15 protein-coding genes are annotated in these 21,315 nt (G+C 61.8%); 10 read left to right on the top strand and 5 right to left on the bottom strand.

Features of this window, described 5'->3' with window-relative positions; translation table 11 throughout:
• Positions 1 to 284: 284 nt before the first annotated feature.
• From P3T20_RS27105 to P3T20_RS27095, 3 genes are all read left to right on the top strand, one after another.
• Positions 285 to 2,456: a hypothetical protein gene (locus P3T20_RS27105; protein ID WP_429288497.1), complete on the top strand. Its 2,172-nt coding sequence runs from the start codon at positions 285 to 287 to the stop codon at positions 2,454 to 2,456.
• A gap of 206 nt (positions 2,457 to 2,662) precedes the next feature.
• The gene (locus tag P3T20_RS27100; protein WP_074264631.1) at positions 2,663 to 4,129 is read left to right on the top strand and encodes a flippase; all 1,467 of its coding nucleotides are present in this window, start codon (positions 2,663 to 2,665) and stop codon (positions 4,127 to 4,129) included.
• Positions 4,126 to 6,597 carry a glycosyltransferase family 4 protein gene (locus P3T20_RS27095; RefSeq protein ID WP_429288363.1) on the top strand — a complete coding sequence of 824 codons (2,472 nt, stop codon included), beginning with the start codon at positions 4,126 to 4,128 and terminating at the stop codon, positions 6,595 to 6,597. The genes P3T20_RS27100 and P3T20_RS27095 overlap by 4 nt, the downstream gene beginning before the upstream one ends.
• Positions 6,598 to 6,789: 192 nt before the next feature.
• Here the strand turns inward: P3T20_RS27095 and P3T20_RS27090 are convergent, their stop codons facing one another.
• Positions 6,790 to 8,028, bottom strand: coding sequence for an acyltransferase family protein (locus tag P3T20_RS27090; protein ID WP_429288362.1), 1,239 nt, complete (start codon positions 8,026 to 8,028; stop codon positions 6,790 to 6,792).
• 310 nt (positions 8,029 to 8,338) lie between these two features.
• Between P3T20_RS27090 and P3T20_RS27085 the strand changes: the two genes are divergently transcribed.
• Both P3T20_RS27085 and galU read left to right on the top strand, forming a co-directional pair.
• Positions 8,339 to 8,494, top strand: a complete 156-nt coding sequence (locus P3T20_RS27085) for a hypothetical protein (RefSeq protein ID WP_167379387.1) — start codon at positions 8,339 to 8,341, stop codon at positions 8,492 to 8,494.
• Positions 8,495 to 8,744: 250 nt separating this feature from the next.
• Complete coding sequence (gene galU / locus P3T20_RS27080; RefSeq protein WP_074266076.1) at positions 8,745 to 9,638, top strand: UTP--glucose-1-phosphate uridylyltransferase GalU; 894 nt, start codon at positions 8,745 to 8,747, stop codon at positions 9,636 to 9,638.
• Positions 9,639 to 9,810: 172 nt separating this feature from the next.
• Here galU and P3T20_RS27075 read toward each other — a convergent pair whose 3' ends face one another.
• The gene (locus tag P3T20_RS27075) at positions 9,811 to 11,982 is read right to left on the bottom strand and encodes a malate synthase G (RefSeq protein WP_429288361.1); all 2,172 of its coding nucleotides are present in this window, start codon (positions 11,980 to 11,982) and stop codon (positions 9,811 to 9,813) included.
• A 225-nt stretch (positions 11,983 to 12,207) separates the two neighbouring features.
• Positions 12,208 to 12,612 carry a heme-binding protein gene (locus P3T20_RS27070; RefSeq protein ID WP_074264627.1) on the bottom strand — a complete coding sequence of 135 codons (405 nt, stop codon included), beginning with the start codon at positions 12,610 to 12,612 and terminating at the stop codon, positions 12,208 to 12,210.
• A 340-nt stretch (positions 12,613 to 12,952) separates the two neighbouring features.
• Here P3T20_RS27070 and P3T20_RS27065 point away from each other — a divergent pair, with 340 nt between their 5' ends.
• Together P3T20_RS27065 and P3T20_RS27060 are read left to right on the top strand one after the other, a co-directional pair.
• Positions 12,953 to 13,546 (top strand): cytochrome b, encoded by a 594-nt coding sequence (locus tag P3T20_RS27065; RefSeq protein ID WP_083611418.1) that lies wholly within the window; start codon positions 12,953 to 12,955, stop codon positions 13,544 to 13,546.
• Between the two features lie 75 nt (positions 13,547 to 13,621).
• Positions 13,622 to 14,491, top strand: a complete 870-nt coding sequence (locus tag P3T20_RS27060) for an MOSC domain-containing protein (protein WP_429288360.1) — start codon at positions 13,622 to 13,624, stop codon at positions 14,489 to 14,491.
• 100 nt (positions 14,492 to 14,591) lie between these two features.
• Here P3T20_RS27060 and P3T20_RS27055 read toward each other — a convergent pair whose 3' ends face one another.
• Entirely contained in the window at positions 14,592 to 14,753 is a 162-nt protein-coding gene (locus P3T20_RS27055; RefSeq protein WP_429288359.1) for a hypothetical protein, read from the bottom strand.
• A gap of 329 nt (positions 14,754 to 15,082) precedes the next feature.
• A complete protein-coding gene (locus tag P3T20_RS27050) occupies positions 15,083 to 16,480 on the bottom strand; it encodes an MFS transporter (RefSeq protein ID WP_429288358.1) in 1,398 nt (465 codons plus the stop codon).
• Positions 16,481 to 16,741: 261 nt separating this feature from the next.
• Here P3T20_RS27050 and P3T20_RS27045 point away from each other — a divergent pair, with 261 nt between their 5' ends.
• From P3T20_RS27045 to P3T20_RS27035, 3 genes are all read left to right on the top strand, one after another.
• Entirely contained in the window at positions 16,742 to 17,755 is a 1,014-nt protein-coding gene (locus P3T20_RS27045; RefSeq protein WP_429288357.1) for a MerR family transcriptional regulator, read from the top strand.
• A gap of 224 nt (positions 17,756 to 17,979) precedes the next feature.
• Positions 17,980 to 18,645: an HAD family hydrolase gene (locus tag P3T20_RS27040; protein ID WP_429288356.1), complete on the top strand. Its 666-nt coding sequence runs from the start codon at positions 17,980 to 17,982 to the stop codon at positions 18,643 to 18,645.
• Between the two features lie 273 nt (positions 18,646 to 18,918).
• Positions 18,919 to 21,315: a phosphoketolase family protein gene (locus P3T20_RS27035; RefSeq protein WP_429288355.1), complete on the top strand. Its 2,397-nt coding sequence runs from the start codon at positions 18,919 to 18,921 to the stop codon at positions 21,313 to 21,315.

The raw sequence follows: 21,315 nt of genomic DNA, 5'->3' as shown, positions 1-21,315 counted from the left end.
CATTGCGTTGCCGGCCTGATTCAGCTGCGAACGGCGCAGGCCACGGAAGTGGGATTCATTCTAAGGAAAAGAAATTGATGAAAAAACGGGAATGAAAAGAACCGGCGGATTGAAAAACCAGAATGATGCTTTCAAAAGTTCAAATCTTTATTTGCCTTTATTTACCGCATTCCAGTGAATATTTTTGAATTATTTTCGAATTTCTTCACGGCGCGGTTAGCAGGTAATGTGGCCCGGTAACCCTTGACTGGAGGAACACCTTGGCTCGTCTCAGCTTCGCGAAACTGCTGGTTGTCTGGCTTTCTTTTGCAGCTTGCGTTGCCTCAGCCGAAACGGCGCTGAACGCGAAGACCTCCTGGATCGGCAATACCTTCGGTTTTGGCGACGGCACGTGGACACAGATCAATATCACGGCGATCGCGGTGTCGCCGGACGGCAAGGTCTACACCAACGCTCCATGGGACGAGAGCGGCGCCGAGGCGAGTACCTATCAGAACGGCAAGATGCTTGGATTCGCCGGCGGCACGCATGGCTGGGGTGCAGGCGGCGGCAATGCGATTGCGGTGAACCAGCACTATGTCTTCATGGCTGTTGCGCTTGGCAACGAGAGGGGGCATCTGGTCGGGCAGGGCATCTGGCCGCAAAAGGGCAAGCAGTGGTTCGGCATTTCGCGACGCAAGATCGAAGATCCGAAGCTTAGCGCGCTGTTTCAGCCGGTGGCCACGCTGCCCAATGGCGCGACCGACCCGCACGCGCAAATGGCAGCAGGCTTTCTGGTGGTGAACGAAGTGCCCGCGGGCACCAACGCCGACGTCCAGGGTCTCGCGGCCAACGACACGACGCTGTACGTATCGAACACCACGCAAAACCGCGTCGAAGTCTACGACGCCGAATCGATGCAACGCAAAGCGCAGTGGACCGTACATGAGCCGGGGCACATGGCGCTCGCGGCTGACGGCACGCTGTGGGTGATAAGCGGCGCGCTCACCGATGCCACGCCACACGTGGCGCACTACTCGGCGAGCGGCCAGCTTCTCTCCGACACACTACCGCTGCCGGCCGATTCGGTGCCGGTCGACGTCGCACTCGACGCACAAGGCCGCGTGCTCGTCGCCGACAACGGTCCGCGTCAGCAGGTGCTGTTCTTCAGCAAGGAGGGTGGGCGTTACGTGGCATCGGGCACGCTCGGCGAACGCGGCGGCATCTTCGCAGGTGTGGCAGGACAGCCCGGGCCACAGCGCTTTAACGGACTGACCGGCGTCGGGGTCGACGCGCGCGGCAACGTTTATGTGTCCACCAACGGCATGGGCCCGCATTTCGCGCCGCTTGGCGCGGGCCTCGGCGCCACGCTCGAAAGTTACGCGCCGGATGGCAAGCAGCTTTGGCAGGTGCAGGGGCTGCTATTCGTCGATGGCGCGTGGATGGACCCAGCGCGCCCGGACAGCGTCTACACCGGCAACAAACGCTTTCAACTCGATCTGTCGAAGCCTGCGGGACAGGACTGGAAATACGTAGGTTTCCTGTCGAATCGCTTCAAATACCCGGACGATCCGGTCTTTCATACCGACATGTGGCCCGGTTTGCCGATCGCCCGGCAACTGAAGGGACACACGTTTCTCTATCTGACCGACATGTATGCGGACCATCTGAAGATTTACCGCTTCGACGCTGCGCACGACGGCGAGACGGCGATTCCTTCGGGCTTCATTGCGGGCCGCGAGCGTGGCGTCGCGGGCGTGCCGAACGCTCCGCCCGGGGGCGAGTGGATGTGGCGCGACACGAACGGTAACGGCAAATTCGACAGTGACGAGTTCACGCCGAACACGAGCGGCACGCGACTCGTCGGCGGCTGGGGCTGGTGGGTCGACAGCAACGGCGACATCTGGCGCACGAGCGTGGTCAAGGGCATCGACCGGCTGCACTTCGGCGGCCTCGATGCGAAGGGCAATCCGGTCTACTCCTATTCGGACATGACCACCTATCCGGTACCGCAGCCATTCACCGAACTGCGCCGCGCGGTGTACGTGCCGCAGACCGACTCGCTCTATGTGACCGGCTATACGGCCGACATGCCCGTCGACCGGTCCTTCTGGAAAGAGGTGGGCCGCGTGCTGGTGCGCTACGACAACTGGTCGAGCGGCAAGCCGGTCCTGCGTTACTCGATCACGCTGCCATGGGAAACGCATGCCAAACCGGTCGTAACGATCATTGGGCTCACCGTGGAAGGGCAATACGTGTTCGCGGTCGAACCGGTAGGCGCCGTGCATGTGTTCGACAAGGACAGCGGCAAGGAAGTCGGCGTGATCCGGCCGGGGCCGGAGGTGGGCAAGGCCTCGGGCTGGGTCGACGTGCCGAACGGCGTGAGCGCCTACCGGCGCAGCAACGGCGAATACCTCGTGTTCGTGGAAGAGGACGCGCGCGGCAAGGTGATGATGTACCGATGGAAGCCGTCTTGATGTCAGATTGATTTATTTTCCGGCGCTGCACATTTCGACGCATGACATGCATCGTGCGGCGAATTATTTTTCTGTCGATTTATAGAGAACGGCACGCATTTTTAACGTGCTTTACTCGAAGCAGACTTCATGGGCTTGCATCGCGCGGCTTTTCTATGGCGCGTGCATCGCGGTGCACGCTGCATCGCTGAATCAAAAGGCATCCGATGGACAAAGGCATTCTCAAGAACGTAGGCATCAATTTTTTCGGCCTGGTGTTGCCGACCTTCGTTTCGCTCGTGACAGTGCCGTCGTATATCCGGCTGCTGGGCGTCGAGCGCTATGGCGTGATTGCCCTCGTGTGGACCTTGATCGGCTATTTCTCGATTCTCGATCTCGGCATGAGCATGGCGGCGCAAAACCATATCTCGAAGGCGCTCGCTTCGAAAGACTCGGACGAGTGCGCACGCGTGTTCTGGAGTGCCACCTGGCTGAATCTGGTGACGGGAATTATCGGCGGCCTGATTATTTATTTCGGCGCATTTCTTTACACCGCCTATTTCAGCAAAGTCTCGCCGGCATTGCAGCACGAGGTCTACATGGCGCTGCCGTGGCTCGCGATTGCGATTCCGATTGCCAACCTCTCATGGGTGTTTGGCGGCGCGATCAACGGCGCCGAACGCTTTGGGGTCTACAACACCAACCAGACGCTCGGCACCTTCGCGTTTCAGCTGCTGCCTTTAGGTGTGGCGTGGTGGATGGGGCCGAGCCTGCAGAACGTACTGGCCGCCGCGGTGGTGGCGCGTCTGTTCGCCGCGTTGTTGCTCGGACGCTCTGCCTTGAAGGTGCTCAATCTGCGGCGCATCCTGCCGCCGCAACTCGGTGTGGCCAAGGGGCTGTTCAATTTCGGCGGCTGGATGCTGGTGACGAGCGTCGCTTTTATGGTGGCCGATACGCTCGACAAGGTGTTTCTCGGCACCGCCCTCGGCGCTCGCTTCGTGACCTTCTACACGGTGCCGCAGAACCTCGTGACGCGCCTGAATATCGTGCCCACCGCGTTGGGGCGCACGTTGTTTCCGCGTCTGTCCGCCGTCGGCCGCGATCACGCGGACCAGATTGCGCAACAGTCGCTCGAGTTTCTCAACGGCGCCTTTACGCCGATTGCGCTGGGCGCGATTTTCGTGCTCGGCCCATTCCTGCATATCTGGGTCGGCAATGAGATTGCCACGATCGCCGCCCCTGTGGGCCGCATCCTGATTGTCACGGTATGGCTGGTCGGCCAGGCCAACGTGAGCCGCATCATGATCCAGTCGCAGGTCAATCCGGCGGTGGCGGCGCGCGTCGGCCTGCTCGAATTGCCGGTTTATGCCGCCGGCCTGTGGTTCGGCATCAAGTACTTCGGTCTGACGGGAGCGGCGGTGGCCGTAGGTGGCCGCGCGCTGCTCGACTACGGCGTACTGCTGTGGCTGTCGGCGGTTCGTGCCCGGCCGATCGTGCTCGACATGCTCCCCCATCTCGCGTTCTTGCTGGCAAGCCTGTGGCTTGCGGGCGCCGTGCCTAGTCTCTCGCTGGCGATCGTCGCCGGCACCGTAGTGGCGGCTGTCAATGTGGCGTGGTCCATCACCTCGACGCCTGCCTTGCGCGATCTTGCGCGTTCGCTGCTGTTGCGACTGAATCCGAGGAAAAGCGCATGAACCAGGACGTCCTAGAGGAAGCCGTCATACGGCCCACCCAGCGCAGCGCGCTGGCCGAAGTCGCTACACCGCCCGCACAGCACGCGCCGCCTCGACGTGTGCCGCGCGCGAACAGCCACGTACGCGTGGCGATCGTGCACGACTGGCTCGTCACCTACGCGGGTGCCGAGCGTGTGCTCGAACAGATCGTGGCGTGCTTTCCGGATGCGGATCTGTTCAGCGTGGTCGATTTCCTCGAGGACCGCAGCTTCCTGCGCGGCAAGCCGGTGACGACCTCGTTTATCCAGAAGCTGCCGAAGGCGCGCACGAAGTACCGCACGTATTTACCGTTGATGCCGATCGCGATCGAGCAGCTCGACGTGTCGGCTTACGACGTGGTGATCTCGAGCAGCCATGCGGTCGCGAAGGGCGTGCTGACCGGCCCGGACCAGGTGCATATCAGCTACGTGCATTCGCCGATCCGCTATGCGTGGGATCTGCAGCATCAGTACCTGGAGCAATCGAAGCTGACCAACGGGCCTAAATCCGCGCTGGCTCGGCTGATTCTTCACTACATCCGCAACTGGGATATCCGCACATCGAATTCGGTGGACACCTTTGTCGCCAACTCGCAATTCATCGCGCGGCGCATCCGCAAGGTGTATCAGCGTGACGCGGCTGTGATCTTCCCGCCGGTGGACGTGGAGGCTTTCGTACTGCACGAGCAGAAGGAAGATTTCTATCTGACCGCATCGCGGATGGTGCCGTACAAGAAGATCGATCTGATCGTCGAAGCGTTTGCGCGGATGCCGGAGCGGCGTCTCGTCGTGATCGGCGACGGGCCCGACATGCAGAAGGTGCGCGCGAAGGCGGGGCCTAACGTCGAGATCATGGGCTACCAGCCATTCAAGGTGCTGCAGGAAAAGATGCAGCGGGCCAAGGCGTTCGTGTTCGCTGCCGAGGAAGACTTCGGCATTTCGGTGGTCGAAGCGCAGGCCTGCGGCACGCCGGTGATCGCGTACGGCAAGGGCGGGGCGCTCGAAACCGTACGCGATCTGTCGAACTCGCGGCCCACCGGCATGTTCTTCGAAGATCGGCGCGCCGAGTCGATCATCGCCGCAGTCGAGGATTTCGACGCGCATGCAAGCCGTTTTTCCGCTGCCGATTGCCGTGCCAATGCGGAGCGTTTTTCCGCCGCGCATTTCCGCTCGCGTTTCTTCGCACATGTGCGAGCTGCCGTGCCGGCCCTGCACGGTGCGACGATGCCGGCTTACGAGCCGTATGTTGCGCCACCGGCTGCTGAAGTCGCTGCCGGGAAAACGCCACGGATACTGGCGCTCGATCAGAGCGGCGTGCTCGGCGGTGCCGAGTTGTCGCTGCTCGAGATCGTCAAGGCGCTGAAATCGCGAATCGAAGTCGTGCTGTTCGACGATGGGCCATTTCGCACCGCGCTCGATGCGGCTGGCGTGAACGTGCGGGTACTGGATTCCGGTGCGCTGCGCGAGGTGCGCAAGCAGGGCAGCACGCCACCGCTTGGACGTGCTATCAAAGGGGTGGCTGGGCTAGTGAAGGCCACCGTCGCTCGCGCGAAGCATGCCGATGTGATCTACGCGAACACGCAGCGCGCCATGGTGATCGGCGCGCTCGCGGGGCGGCTCGCACGGCGCCCGGTGGTGTGGCACCTGCGCGATATCGTGAGTCCCGAGCATTTTGGCGGCAAGCAACTGAGCATCATCAAGTGGTGCGCGAAGCTGGGTCTCGCGCATGTGATTGCCAATTCAGCGGCGTCAGCGCGTGCGTTTGCCGAGTTGACGCGTTTCGATGAGAAGCGCATCGACGTGGTCTTCAACGGGATTTCGGCCGCACCGTTCGACGCGCTGCGCGGCGTGCCGGTTGCGGCGCTGCGTGCCCGTCTGAAGCTGCCGCAGGACGCGTTCCTCGTGGGCTCGTTCAGCCGTCTCGCGCGCTGGAAAGGCCAGCATGTGCTGCTCGAAGCGATGGTCCTCAATCCGCACATGCATGCGGTGCTGGTAGGGGCGCCGCTGTTTGGCGAAGACGCTTACGAGGCGGAGTTGCGTGCATTCGTTGCGGAGCACGGACTGGGCGCGCGGGTGCATTTTCTGGGCTTTCAGCACGATATCGCCGCTTGTATGTGTGCGGTCGATGCCATCGCCCATACGTCGATCACGCCGGAGCCGTTCGGCCGCGTGATCGTGGAAGGGATGCTGGCGCAGCGCCCCGTCGTGGCGGCACGGGCCGGCGGCGTGCTGGAAATCGTCGAGGATGGTGTGAATGGCGTGCTGTGCACGCCCGGCGATGCAAACGCGCTGGCCGATGTGCTTGCCGAGTTGCGCAGCAATAACGGACTGCGCGAACGGCTCGTCACGAACGGCTACCAGACAGCGTTGGGACGCTTCGGCACCAAGGCTTATGTGAATGGCGTCGAACGGATTCTGAAGGACGTGGCAGGAGGCAAGACGAGAGGTTGAGGCTACGAAGCTCGACGAAGCAGACGGGCCGCAACGGCAACGTTGCGGCCCTTCTGTCATGCGCGTTCCGACGATTTGCTGTTGCCTGGTCTATCGGGCCGTTACTGCGGGCCAGGTCAACCGGCAGCCTGCGCTGTATCGCTTAGGCGGCGGCCGCCACTATTGAATCACGGGCGGCTGCCACTGCCGATTTCACGCCGCCCGCGTAGCAACACGACTGCCCCTGTTCTTCGGCTTGAGGCTCGCGGACCACCTCATCGCAGGCAGCTCGACCAGACGGTAGAACACATAGGCAACCGGCACGGCCACCAGCATGAAGCCGAACGACGGCCAGATCGACAATTGCAGCGCCGAGCGGTAAAGCAGCGACGACAGCAGCACGAAAATCGGCAAGTGAATCAGGTAGAGCGAGAAACTGAAGTCGCCGAACCGCGACAGCACGCGCGTAATGGGCGTATCCACAGCGCGTTGCCGATCCAGTGCCCTGTACAGGTAGAAAGCGAAACCGAGCGCCCAGAACTGGAACGCACCGTACTGGCCGAAGTGAAACGCGACGCAGCCCAGCACCACGAACCCCATCGCGACCGCGTAGAGCCAGTTCGAGACAGGCCGCTTGTCGAGCGACACAGCGGCCCCCGTCTGGGCCCGCGCATCGGCAATCCAGGCGCCGAGTGTCCACGAGAACCAGTACGACGTGAAGAACTGCAGGTCGTGCCGCTCGAGCACCAGTGCCGATACGATATTGACGAGCGCGACCAGCGCCAGCACCGGCGTCATGCCGATCCGGCGCCGCAGCGCGAACAGCAGCGGATAAATGACATAGAACTGCACCTCGAGCGAAAGCGTCCACAGCGCGCCGTTCGAGCCATACGTCTTGCCCGCTACGCCTTGCAGCGAGAACAGGTTGACGAGAAACGCCTGCAGGCCGATCTCGCGCAACTTGTGGTTGACGGGCGGCAACTGGAAGCTGAACCAGTCGAGCGCGAAGGTCAGCAGCAACGCGGCCAGCAACACCGGGTAGATCCGCGCAAAGCGGCGCGCCCAGAAATTGACCGTGTCGAGCCGGTAAACCGGGTTTTGCGCGAGACGCAACGCGCCGCCGCGATGAATGCAATAGCCGCTGATGACGAAGAAAATCGGCACGCCTGCCGAGCCCCAGGCGATCGGAAACGTCAGGTAGGCCGCGATGGAACTGAAACCCAGCGCGTGGCCGACAGTCCGGTGAAAGCTTTCCATGCCGACCCAGGCCACCTGGCGGCAATGAAAATAGGCGACCAGCAAGGCGGCAAAGCCGCGCATGGCATCGATGACGTGTTCCTTGCCGGCGCTGTCCACGCGCGAATCGCGCAGCGGGCGAGCCGGGATGGACGCGGAAGCGGGGAGGGAAGCCTGCAGGGATGCGCCACTGGCATCGAAGGCTGAATCGCTCATGCGCGGTCCTTTATCGGGCGAGGGAAGAGGCTAAACGGGGCTAAACGGCTAAACCGGCCAGCGGTTCATACGAACGCGAACCCGTGCGCAAATCGGCCGCTCAAAGGACGCCCTATGCGCACCAGTCGCCGCATGCACATGCTAGAACACCGCCGAGGTAAAAAAATGAATAAAAAATGGCATATCCAGTGGCAAAAAAATTAAATGTGTTTCGATTTGTAATTCGCTGGCAAATCAGCGGTCACAGAATTATTTGCCGATTTTGTCGTGATAGTTTGGTGCCCTGATTCTTCTGACCAGAGGTGGAGTCATGAACCTGCATCTGCTCGCCGGCATTGCCGTGCTTTTGATCCTTGTCGCCGCTTCGGCTTACCGGGAGGCGCTGCGCAATGAACCGATCGGCCGCTTCCGGATGAAACCCGGCAATTTGCCGCCAATGGACGAAAACGAGGAAGGCGCCGCCTGACGCCGCGCGCCGGGCAGTTACCGGCCCGTAAAAATTACGGCATTCGGCCTGTTCCGGCGTAATTGTTTCCTGCGTTGACGTGCAAAGTTAATCACCCGGTGCGATAAAGGCTTATAGATTATTTTTTCACACGATTTACTTTAATTTTGACGAAACGCGAATTAGATTTTAACGACACTTTCGATCAGTTCTATTCGGCGCCCATCCGGCGAACCGCACACTTTCATCAACCGATGTGGGAATGCATACCATGCTGAAAGTTACCAAAGCCGTGTTTCCCGTGGCAGGTCTCGGGACACGGTTCCTGCCGGCCACCAAGGCAAGTCCCAAGGAGATGCTGCCCATCGTCGACAAGCCGCTGATCCAGTATGCAGTGGAAGAGGCGATAGCGGCCGGCATCACCGAGATGATCTTCGTAACAGGCCGCAGCAAGCGCGCCATTGAAGACCATTTCGACAAGTCGTACGAGATTGAGGCAGAACTCGAGGCGCGCGGCAAGGAGCAACTGCTGGAACTGGTGCGCGGCATCAAACCGGCCAATGTCGATTGCTTCTATGTGCGCCAGGCCACGGCGCTTGGCCTCGGCCACGCCGTGTTGTGCGCGGAAAAACTGGTGGGCGACAGCCCGTTCGCCGTGATTCTCGCCGACGACCTGCTGCACAGCACGCAACCGGTGATGAAGCAGCTCGTCGACGTGTTCAACCACTATCACAGCTCGGTGATCGGCGTGGAAACCATTGCGCGCGAGGACAGCCGCTCATATGGCGTGGTCGACGGCCGCGAGTGGGAAGAGGACGTGATCAAGCTGTCGGGCATTGTCGAAAAGCCGGCACCGGACAAGGCGCCGTCGAATCTCGGCGTGGTGGGCCGCTATGTGCTGATGCCGACCATCTTCAAGCATATCCGCGCGCTCAAGCCGGGTGCTGGCGGCGAGTTGCAGTTGACCGACGCGGTGCAGTCGCTGCTCACGGAAGAACAGGTGCTGGCATACCGTTACTTCGGCACGCGTTTCGATTGCGGCAGCAAGCTCGGTTACCTGAAGGCGACGGTCGAGTTCGCGTTGCGCCATCCGGAAGTGCGGGCTGAGTTCGAAGAGTATCTGCAGGCCTATTTGCCGCTCCATCTCACAGCTGCCGCGGCCTGAAAGCAGCGTCGGGGAACGGGCGCGCGATGCCGTCGGTGGGTTCGCCGAAATCCTGGTAGAACTGATCGACGCTGAATGCGGGCACACCAATGAAAAACGGGCGCCGCAAAATGCGTGGCGCCCGTTCGTTTCGCTCAGGGTCCGGCTATAGAAGAAGCCGCCGGCGCGTTTCTCAGACCTTCTTCACCTCGAGCCGGAACTTGTGCAGCAACGGTTCCGTGTAGCCGCTCGGCTGTTCGAGTCCTTCGAACACAAGCGCCTGTGCCGCCTTGAACGCGATCGTGTCGAAGCTGGGCGCCATTGGCTTGTAGTACGGATCGCCGGCGTTCTGCTCGTCGACCACCTTGGCCATGCGCTTGAACGTCTCTTCGACGAGCTCACGCGTTACCACGCCGTGGTACAGCCAGTTCGCAATATGCTGACTGGAAATGCGCAACGTCGCGCGGTCTTCCATCAAGCCGACATTGTGAATGTCTGGCACCTTCGAGCAACCGACGCCCTGATCGACCCAGCGCACCACATAGCCGAGAATGCCTTGCGCGTTGTTCTCGACTTCCTGGCGGATCTCGTCGGCATTCCACTTCGCGGCTTCGACCACCGGAATCGTCAGCAGGCCATCCAGCAGCTCGCTGCGCACGCTCGCCAGATCGATCTTCTCCAGCTCCTTTTGCACCGCCTGCACGTCCACCTGGTGATAGTGCAGCGCGTGCAGCGTGGCGGCGGTCGGCGAGGGTACCCATGCGGTATTCGCGCCGGCTTTCGGATGCGCGATCTTCTGCTCGAGCATCGCGTGCATCAGATCCGGCATCGCCCACATACCCTTGCCGATCTGCGCGCGGCCACGCAGGCCCGCGGCGAGACCTTCCAGCACATTGCTGCGCTCGTAGGCCGTGATCCATGCAGTCGACTTCATGTCGCCCTTGCGCAGCATCGGGCCGGCTTGCATGGCAGTGTGCATCTCGTCGCCGGTGCGGTCGAGGAAGCCGGTGTTGATGAACGCGACGCGCGCTGACGCCTGGGCGATACATGCGGCGAGGTTGACGCTGGTGCGGCGTTCCTCGTCCATGATGCCCATCTTGATCGTGTTGCGCTCGAGACCGAGCAGATCTTCGACGCGCGCGAACAGTTCGCTCGCAAACGCGACTTCAGCCGGGCCGTGCATCTTCGGCTTGACGATATAGACCGAGCCGGTGCGCGAATTCAGGCTGTGCTTGCGGTCGTGCAGTGCGCACAGGGTGGTGATCACCGCATCGAGAATGCCTTCCGGAATCTCGTGGCCCTCTTTCGTCAGCACTGCCGGATTGGTCATCAGGTGACCGACATTGCGGATGAACAGCAGCGAGCGGCCATGCAGCACGACCGGCGCCGTGCCGTTGGCTGCCGTGTAGACGCGATCGGCGTTCAGACGGCGCGTGAAGGTCTTGCCGTTCTTCGTGACCTCTTCGGTCAGATCGCCGGTCATCAGGCCGAGCCAGTTGCGGTAGAGCTGGACCTTGTCGTCCGCATCGACGGCCGCGACCGAGTCTTCGCAGTCGATGATCGTGCTCACCGCCGCTTCCATCAGCACGTCCTTGACGTGGGCCGCGTCGGTCTTGCCGATCGAATCCTCGGCGTCGATCTGGATTTCGAAGTGCAGACCGTTGTGCTTGAGCAGGATGGCGGAGGGCGCCGCCTCTTCGCCTTGATAGCCGATGAATTGCGCGGCCGTCTTCAGCGCCGTGGCGCCGTTCTTCAATGCCACGACGAGCTGGCCGTTTTCGATGCTATAGCGGGTGGCGTCCGCATGCGAGCCATGGGCGAGCGGGGCGGCTTCGTCGAGGAAGGCACGCGCGCGGGCGATCACGCGAGCGCCGCGCACCGGGTTGAAGGCTTTCTGCTTTTCCGCGCCATCGGTTTCGGGAATTGCGTCGGTGCCGTACAGCGCATCGTACAGGCTGCCCCAGCGTGCATTGGCGGCGTTCAACGCGTAGCGCTGGTTCGACAGCGGCACCACGAGCTGCGGGCCGGCCTGTTCGGCGATCTCGGTGTCCACGCGATCGGTCGTGGCCTTGACGCGGGCCGGCACCGGCACGAGGTAGCCGATGCTTTCGAGGAAACTGCGGTAAGCGGCCAGGTCGCGCACCGGGCCCGGATGGGCGCGATGCCATTGATCGAGTTCGGTTTGCAGGCGGTCGCGCTCGGCCAGCAGGGCGCGGTTCTTTGGTGCGAGGTCGTGCACCAGCGCGTCGAACCCCGCCCAGAAGGCGGCGCTGTCTACACCGGTGCCCGGCAGGGCTTCGTGTTCGATAAACTGGTCGAGATTCGCGGCTACCTGCAGTCCGCTTCGCTTGGTCATGTCAGTCATGGACTGCTCCATCTGATTGGGCTGGGCCGGTGTGGGGTCACCGGCCTGATGGTTCGTTTGCTTGCGCAGGGGCCTTCGCGGTTGGCCTGGGTGGCTGCCTTCCGCGCTTGCCCTGCGCAGTTGCGTTGCTCGTTTGCCTTGCTTGTTTGCCTTGCTTGTTTGCCTTGCTCGTTTGCCTTGTTACTGCGCTTTGGTCGGTCGTTTCGCTGGAGTTACGGATTCATTTCAACCCTTGAGTGCGGCCGCGCCCGCCTTGGCCACTTGCGCGTCCTGGTCCGCCTTGACGCCGGACACACCCACCGTACCGATCACCTGGCCGTCGACGATCACCGGCACGCCGCCTTCGAGCGAGCCCGACAGCGGCGCGCTCAGAAACGCGGTGCGGCCGCCGTTGATCATGTCTTCGTACACCTTGGATTCGCGCCGGCCGAGGGCCGCGGTGCGGGCCTTTTCAACGGCGATATAGGCGCCGACCGGAGCACAGCCGTCGAGTCGCAGCAGGCCGAGCAGATGGCCGCCGTCGTCGGCGACCGCAATCGTTACGGCCCACTGGTTCTTCTCGGCCTCGGCTCGCGCGGCGGCGAGAATCTGCGTGACTTCGGCAACGCCCAACACATGTTTCGTCAGCATAATGAATTCCCTGTCTAGGTTATGGTAAGGATCCTTCTACATCTATTCGTCCCAATCCTGCGGCGCGCCCTCATGAGGCGCGCGGTTTGCGTATGGGGTGAGCCGTGCGCGCCGCCGGTCGAGGCGTCGCGGCTACGCTGTGCTTCGGGATTTTACGTCCAAGCGCCGCAGGGCGTGTCGGAACCCGGCGCCGGCGCATCGAGAGCACGGGCGCGCTTGCCGCCCGAGGTCCGTAACGCTGCGTAACCGGAGACTGGCAATGGCAACTGACCAGACAGCACGCCTGCCATATTTTTATGTCAAGCTTTTCACATTCGAATCCGATTGAAAGGTTCTCATCATGTCCCGTCCGTCCCGCGTAGCCTCAACGGCGAGCACCGCGCTGCCGTCGGTCCATACGACCTATAGCCTGACGCTGCGGGTGCTGCACTGGCTCACCGCGTTGTGCATGTTCGTCGTGATTCCGCTTGCCTGGTACATGACCAGCCTCGATCGCCACGACCCGATGCGGGGCAATTGGATCAACCTGCACAAATCGATTGGCCTGACCGTCCTGCTGCTGACGCTGATCCGCGTGGTCACCCGCCTGTCGGGCAACGCGCCGCCATTGCCGGCTTCGATCCCGGCGTTCGAGCAAACCCTCGCGCATATCGGCCACGGCCTGCTCTACGTGATCCTCTTTGCAATGCCGATTAGCGGATACATCAACTCCTATGGCGGCGGCCATCCGGTCAACTGGTTCTGGCTGTTCCAGGTGCCGGGCGTGGTGCCGCAGGACAAGGCACTCGGCCATCTCGGCGGGCAGATTCATGCGCTGCTCGCGTGGGCCACTTATGCGCTGATTGCCGGGCATGTGCTGGCGGTGATCTACCATCAGTTGATCGAGCGCGTGGACATTCTCGGGCGGATGACGGGGCGGGCAGCCAGGCGCTGATTTATGCCCAGTTGGGCGCGCGTGCGCGGCGGCTATTACAATCGGCCTCTACACGATCAAATAACGCCCCCCATCATGCCAGCCGTCAGCGGTCTTTATGTCTATCCGATCAAGTCGTGCGCCGGTATCGCGCTAAACGAGGCGCGGCTGTTGCCCTCGGGCCTCGAATACGATCGCAACTGGCTGGCGTGTACGCCCAGTGGACAGATGCTGACGCAGCGCAGCCACGGACGTCTTGCGCTGATTCAGGTGGCGTTGGGCGAGAGCGAACTGATCGTCTCCGCGCGAGGCATGCCTGAGTTGCGAACGCCGCTCGTGGCCGAGGCGCTCGAACAGCCCGAACGGTTTGATGTCACGGTCTGGCGAGACACCATGCCCGCGTTCGACACCGGTCCGCAAACGGCGGCCTGGTTCACCGCTTTCCTCGGCGAACCTGTACGGCTCGCGCGCTTCGATCCGGCCGTGCAGCGCGTGGTGGACCCGGACTGGACGGGAGACATGCAGGCCATCACGCATTTTGCGGATGGCTTTCCCTTGCTGGTCATCGGCGAGGGGTCGCTGGCCGATCTGAACCGCCGTCTTGCCGGTAAAGGCGCGCCGCCGATCCCGATGAACCGCTTCAGACCGAATCTGGTGTTCAACGGTCTCGATGCCTATGAAGAAGACTTCGTGGACAGCCTCACGATCTGGACGGGGGAGGGTGCGGTGCAGGTTCGACTCGTCAAGCCCTGCGCGCGCTGCCCGATGCCCACGATCGATCAGGCGAGCGGAGTACCCGATCCGCTCTGGCCAAACGAGCCACTCGACACGATGAGCGCCTATCGCGCCAATGCGCGGCTCGATGGCGCGCTGACGTTCGGTCAGAATGGGATCGTTTCGACGGGATTCGGGGCGGTGCTGGCGCTTGGCCAGCAGATCGATGCCGAGCTGGCGTTTGACGATTAGGTAGCTAACGTTCGCCGATCAGGATAGTACGGCAGCGGTGCAGCTGTGATGGAGTGTTCGCAGGAATTTTCCCTGGCGAACCTTAGGAATCCTGCAGTGTTCAACCGAGGCGCAACAGAAAACCAAAAATCTCGAGGGTAATGGCGAGCGCCACGATGGTGACCGGCAATGTCAGAACAATGACCCAGATTATCCGCGACGATCCCGGGGCGCGCCCGGATGGTTTGACCTTGTTCGCTGCTTCGCTTTCGCGTTCAGTCATGACTGGGCGTCCGTTGGTTGATGGGCTGGGGTCAATTATGCATCGCATCCAGGATTGCCGCTGTCCGATTGCAAACGATGCGAGCTTAAGTTCCCTTTAAGATGGGACGCATAAAGTAGTGATGTATGCGGCGTCGCACGAACCGGTCGTTTCATGCACCGCGCAGTCTCCGAGAGTTACGTCCAGTTGCCCCTTGGCTTTGCAGGGGGTGACCTTTGCAGGCCCGGTCCATAGCCGGGCCTTTCTTTTTTTGTGGGCGTGTCGAGCGCCATCCGTCGCATCGGCGATGCGGATGGCGGCCACACAGCTAGCAGCTGCATGAATCAGGATCAATGACTGATCGACTCGAGCGATAGCCCGCGCGTCGACGGTCCGAGCAGGATCATCACAATGCCGACCAGCATCGAAACGCCGATGAAAGCTGCCACGCCCGCTACCCCATATCCATGCAACAGGATCCCGATTGCGAGTCCCGCAAAGGCAGCGGAGATCCGGCTCCACGAATAGACAAAGCCGATTGCCCGGGCCCGGATCCGGGTGGGGAAAAGTTCGGCCTGATAGCCGTGATACGCGTACGACATGATGTTCGCCGCGAGCGTGAACAGCACGCCCAGCACGATCAGCAGCCATGGTTCGGAGGCCTGGGAAAACACGGCGATCACCACCGCCATCGTAATCAGGCCGCCGCAGATCTGCGTCTTGCGCTCGAACTTGTCGGCAAACCACACGCCCAGCAGCGGCCCGAACGGATTGGCGATGGCAATCACGAATGCATAGCCAAGGCTCGCAGTCACATGGATGCCGCGATGGATGAGGAGGGTCGGCACCCAGGCGGCGAAACCATAGAAGCCGACTACCTGGGCCATGTTGAAGATCGACAGGAGCAGGGTACGTCGACGGTATTGCGGCCCGAAAATCTCCCCATATGAGCCCGTACCGGCCTGCTCGGGCGCGACCGGTTGCGGCGGCGGCAAGACCACACCTTTCTCTGCGGCGACACGACGTTCGATATCTGCGACGATGCGCTCGGCTTCCTCAATGCGTCCATGGCGCGCGAGCCAGCGCGGGCTTTCGGGAATCTTGCGACGCAGGATCCACACGATCACGGCGCCGACAGAGCCGATCAGGATCACCACGCGCCAGTATTCGAGGCCGAGCGGCTGGGTGCCTTTGAGCGCATAGGCGAGAAAGGCGACCACCGGCACGACCGAGAACGTAATGAACTGGTTGACCGCATAGGCCCGGCCGCGCTCCCCACCGGGGATCAGTTCGGAGATGTAGGTGTCGATGGTGACCAGTTCGACGCCGATGCCGATGCCCGAAATCAGACGCCAGATATCGAGCGCGAAGCCGGACGTCTGGAAAGCCATGATCACCGTGCAGACCATGTACCAGATCAGCGACCAGGTGAATACGACGCGTCGCCCGAAACGGTCCGCCACGAAGCCGAACGCCACGGTGCCGATCCACAGGCCGGCGAAGGTGGCAAACACGAAAGTCCCGAACCCGGCCACCGCGAGCGGCTGCAGTGCCGCGAAAAATCCCAGCGATTCGGGTTTGAACAGTCCGGACTCGACCATGCCGGGCGCCACATAACCGGTGAAGAACAGGTCGTAGAACTCAAAGACGCCGCCGAGTGAAATCAGGATCACCATGGTCCAGACGGTACGCGAAGGGGGTAACCGGTCAAACCGGGCGGCGATTTCCGCCGCCTGCTGTGTGGACATGAGCGCCTCTTGTTCTAAAGGTTTTGTAAGGTTGACGGCTGAGCGGGTGATGGCTCGCGGCAATTTCGCACGGCGTGGCGTGCGGGCGCAATGCGTGCGAATACGGAGCGGAATTGGCCGGTTGCTTTTGCAAACCGAGCCGTGAATGTGAAACGATACTGACTCGGTAAATATTCCGATTGAGGCTTAACTGACTCTTTGTCGGTCTCTATAATCGTCGAATATCGATGCATTAACGCGTCAACAGAGTATTGAATCCCCATGACCCAACAGCCCCCTCACGACCCCGCGATTGCCCCGTCAGACGTCGGCGAAGAAGAGAAAGCGCAGCTCCAGTGCTATCGCAGCGGCGCCGCCGCGCGTCTCGCGCGCATGCCCGTCACAACGCTGCGGATCTGGGAGCGGCGCTATGGCGTGGTCGCGCCGCCCAAAAGCGCTTCGGGGCAACGCCTCTATTCGTCGCAGGATGTGCAGCGGCTGATCCTGCTGAAGAAATTGGTGGAACGCGGTCACGCGATCGGCTCGATCGCGCGGCTCGAACTCGATCAGCTGGATCGCCTCGCGCTGACGTATGCAGAAGCAGCGTTCCCGCCTGGTCCGCTGGACGATGTCGCGGAGTCGACGCTCACGATCGTCGGCACCTCGCTCGCACGCCGTTTGCGCAGCGATCTGCCGGAGTTGCGTTCCGCCAGCCAGCCACGCCTCACCGTGTTCGACGACATCAAGGACGCTCAGGCGCATCCGCTGAAAACGGATGCGCTGGTGATTCATGTCGCGTCGCTGCACGACGAACTCGTGCAAGCCGTGCTTGGGCTCGGCGAAACGTGTCATGCCAAGGTGCTCGCTGTCGTCTACGCATTCGGTACCGAGCACAGCGTGAATACGCTGCGCTATGCGGGCGTGCGGGTGTATCGCGAGCCGCTTGAGAAGCTGCAGGCACGGCAGATTCTGCGCGACCTGTCACCGCAGACGCAGCCACGCGATGCTGTTGAAGCCTACGCACGTACGCCGCGTCGCTACTCCGACGACGCGCTTGCATCGATCGCCGGGCGCTCGACCACCATCGCGTGCGAGTGCCCGCGCCATCTTGCCGGCCTGATCCAGCAGTTGTCGTCGTTCGAGCAGTACAGCGACGATTGCATGTCGCGCACGCCGGCCGATGCGGCGCTGCATCGCTATCTGGGGGAGGTGGCGAATCGCGCCCGGGCGATGTTCGAGCTGGCGCTCGAGCGGGTGGCGCGGGAGGAGCGGTGGGCGCCGGAGGAGGGTGGTTGAGCGAAGAATGCAGCTTTGCCCGGCACCGATTCCATTTCAAAGTCCATTCACTTCGGATAGCTGACAATCCGTTAGCCAATTCCCGATTCGGTCATCATCGTCCGACGCTGCCGGCGTTCGCCAGTCCCTCAGCCCGCTTTAGCGGCACCATCACCCCAGCGCGCGTATGATCGATACCTACCGTACCCAACATCCCAGTCATCGTTTGCGGAGGAACCTATCGTATGAGCGCGCCTGAAGAAGTCGTATTCCTGCTCGACGTCGACAATACCTTGTTAAACAACGATCAGGTCGTGGCGGATTTACGCGAGCACCTGACCGAACAGTTCGGAACCACGAGCAGCGACCGCTACTGGGAAATCTTCGAAACCTTGCGCAGCGAGCTGGGTTACGCTGATTACCTCGGGGCCTTGCAACGCTACCGGCTGGAACGTCAATGCGACACGCGGCTGATGTTGATGTCGTCGTTCCTGATCGATTACCCGTTCGCCACCCGCCTGTTCCCGGACGCACTTGCGGCAATCGGGAATATGGCCAAGCGCGGGCCTACCGTGATCCTGTCCGATGGCGACGTCGTGTTCCAACCCCGTAAGATCAAGCAGTCGGGGCTATGGGATGCGGTGGAAGGGCGGGTGCTGATCTACATCCACAAGGAACGGATGCTCGACGAAGTCGTGCAACGGTATCCGGCAAAGCGCTACGTGATGGTGGACGACAAGCTGCGCATCCTCGCCGCCATGAAGCAGATCTGGAAAGAACGGCTGACGACAGTCTTCCCCCGCCAGGGGCACTACGCGCTCGATCCGGCCAATATTGCCGCTTATCCCCCGGCAGACGTAACAGTCGAACATATCGGAGAACTGGCCTCGATGGACCTCAGCGTGCTCTGAAGGCCGGTTGCCATGGCGATACGCCCGCACCGTCACCGCTTTGTCATCTGGCTGGCATAACGACCACGCACTATAGGAGAGTGCGGAGGCGGCTATCCGTTGGCCGACCATCCGCGGGCGGCTGATCCACTCGGCCGCCCCACGACAACCATGCAAAAGAAGGCGGCGAACCTTAACACGCTGCCCCTGTCAGATTCGGAGACTGAATGAAGGCGAGCTGCTGCCGTACCTACGGCGGCGGCAACCGCGGGACCCTAACCATGGAGCGACCCGATGGCCGAGATCAATACCCTTTCCCCCTCGACTTCCCCCGTGCTGGACGACGAGACGTTGCGCAAGATGGACCGCTACTGGCGTGCCTGCAACTACCTCGCAGCGGGGATGATCTACCTGCGCGCCAATCCGCTGCTGCGCGAGCCGCTCAAAGCCGAACACATCAAACGCCGCCTGCTGGGCCACTGGGGTTCCGATCCCGGGCAGAGTTTCCTGCTGGTGCATCTAAACCGCCTGATCAAAAAGCTCGACCTCAACGTCATCTATATCGCCGGCCCCGGGCATGGCGCGCCGGCTACCTTGGCGAGCAGCTATCTCGAGGGCCGCTATTCGGAAATCTACCCTGACCGCAGTGAAGACGAAGCCGGCATGCAGCGCTTTTTCCGGCAGTTTTCGTTCCCCGGCGGGATCGGTTCGCATTGCACACCGGAAACGCCCGGCTCGATCCACGAGGGCGGTGAACTCGGTTACAGCCTCTCGCATGGTTATGGCGCGGCCTTCGACAATCCCGATCTGATCGTTGCCGTGATGGTGGGCGACGGCGAGGCGGAAACCGGACCGCTCGCGACCTCCTGGCATTCGAACAAATTCCTCAACCCGATCCGCGACGGTGCGGTGTTGCCGGTCCTGCATCTGAACGGCTACAAGATCGCCAATCCGACGATCCTCGCCCGCATTCCACATGAGGAACTGGAAGCGTTGTTAACAGGCTACGGACACAAGCCGTATTTCGTCGAAGGCGACGAACCGGAGTCGATGCATCAGAAGATGGCGGCCACGCTCGAGCATTGCATCGGCGAAATCCGTGCGATCCAGCAGCAGGCGCGCTCGAGTGGCAGCGCCGTGCGGCCGCGCTGGCCGATGATCGTGTTGCGCTCGCCGAAGGGCTGGACTGGCCCGAAGGAAGTGGACGGCCATAAGGTCGAAGGGTCGTGGCGCGCGCACCAGGTGCCGATTCTCGATCCGGCGACCAACGATGCGAGTCTCAAACTGGTCGAGAGCTGGATGAAGCGCTACCGTCCGGAAGAACTCTTCGACGAAAAGGGCAAGCTGGTCGCCGAACTGCGCGACATGGCGCCGAGCGGCACGCGCCGCATCAGCGCCAATCCGCACGCCAACGGCGGCTTGCTGTGCAAGGCGCTCGACATGCCGGACTTCCGCGAATTCGCCGTCGAGGTCAAGACGCCCGGCGCGGAGTACGTACCGCCTACCGAAGTGCTCGGCAAGTTTCTCGGCGAAGTCATGCGCCGCAATATGAGCGACTTCCGCGTGTTCGGCCCTGACGAGACTGCCAGCAACCGGCTAACCGCAATCTACGAAGTGTCGGAGAAAACCTGGCTCGCCAAAACCGAACCCAGCGATGCGGATGGCGGCGAGCTTTCGGTGGATGGCCGCGTCATGGAAATGCTTAGCGAGCACACGCTCGAAGGCTGGTTCGAAGGTTACGTGCTGACCGGCCGGCATGGGCTCTTTGCCACCTACGAAGCGTTCGTGCACGTGATCGATTCGATGTTCAACCAGCACGCCAAGTGGCTCGAAAAGTCGAAGCTCGAGTTGAGATGGCGGCAGCCGGTGCCGTCCATCAACCTGCTGATCACGTCGCTGGTCTGGCGTCAGGATCACAACGGTTTTACGCATCAAGACCCGGGTTTTCTCGACGTGGTCACCAACAAGAGTCCGAATGTGGTGCGCATCTACATGCCGCCTGACGCCAACTGTCTGCTGAGCGTGGCCGACCATTGTCTGCGCTCGCGCGATTACGTCAACGTGATCGTCGCCGATAAACAGCCGCATCTGCAGTACCTCAGCATGGACGACGCCGTCACGCACTGTACGAAGGGCATCGGCATCTGGGGTTGGGCCTCCACCGATCACGGCGCCGAGCCGGACGTGGTGATGGCCTGTGCAGGCGACATCCCGACCATGGAATCGCTCGCGGCCGTGGAGATTCTGAAGGAGAAGTTTCCGACGCTGAAGATCCGCTTCGTCAACGTGGTCGATCTGTTCAGGCTGATGCCCGACACCGAGCATCCGCATGGTTTGTCGGACCGCGACTTCGATTCGCTGTTCACGGCCAACAAGCCGGTGATCTTCAACTTCCATTCGTATTCGTCGCTGATCCACAAGCTCACATATCGCCGAACCAATCACGAGAACCTGCACGTGCATGGCTATCACGAGAAAGGCAACATCAACACGCCGCTGGAACTCGCGATCATCAACCAGGTGGACCGCTTCTCGCTCGCAATCGACGTGATCGATCGGGTGCCCGGTCTGCGCGGCGTCGGCGATCATGTGAAGGAGTGGCTGCGCGGTCAGATCATCGAGCATGTCGCGTATGCGCATGCCGAGGGTATCGACTGCGAGGAGATCCGCAACTGGACATGGAAGGGCTAA

Origin of the sequence: Paraburkholderia sp. GAS206C, from assembly GCF_050435645.1 — a bacterium.
Classification (GTDB): domain Bacteria; phylum Pseudomonadota; class Gammaproteobacteria; order Burkholderiales; family Burkholderiaceae; genus Paraburkholderia; species Paraburkholderia phenazinium_B.
This window is presented reverse-complemented; position numbering and strand designations above follow the sequence as displayed.